This window comes from Snodgrassella sp. CFCC 13594, from assembly GCF_001590725.1.
Classification (GTDB): domain Bacteria; phylum Pseudomonadota; class Gammaproteobacteria; order Burkholderiales; family Neisseriaceae; genus Snodgrassella.
Genome location: NZ_LQXR01000108.1, coordinates 1 through 305, shown reverse-complemented (window position 1 = coordinate 305; position 305 = coordinate 1). Strand labels below are relative to the sequence as shown.

The following is a 305-nucleotide window of genomic DNA, read 5'->3' as shown; positions in this document are numbered from 1 at the left end:
TTAATCTGACCGGTGGCATGAATGTGACTACCGAGATCAAAACCGGCAAACGGCGGGTGATTGATTATCTGCTCAGCCCGCTGCAAACCAAGGTGGATGAAAGTTTGAAAGAACGTTGATGATCAAGCCTATCTGTTCAACCCAGTGCCTTCAGGCATACTGTTCTTTATTGTTGGGCCTGACCCTCACGATGCCAGCACACGCATTTGATTTATTTGCTGCTTGGCAGGCAGCGCTACATTATTCAGCAGATTACACCGCTGCCCAACATGGCCGTGATGCGGAACGGGAACAAAAATATCAGA

Annotated in this window: 1 protein-coding gene; it reads left to right on the top strand. The window is 48.5% G+C overall.

Annotated elements, in window-relative coordinates; genetic code table 11:
* On the top strand, positions 1 to 119 hold a 119-nt coding region (locus tag A2F46_RS11930), incomplete at its 5' end, for a hemolysin secretion D, plasmid domain protein (RefSeq protein ID WP_156471666.1).
* Positions 120 to 305 lie beyond the last annotated feature (186 nt).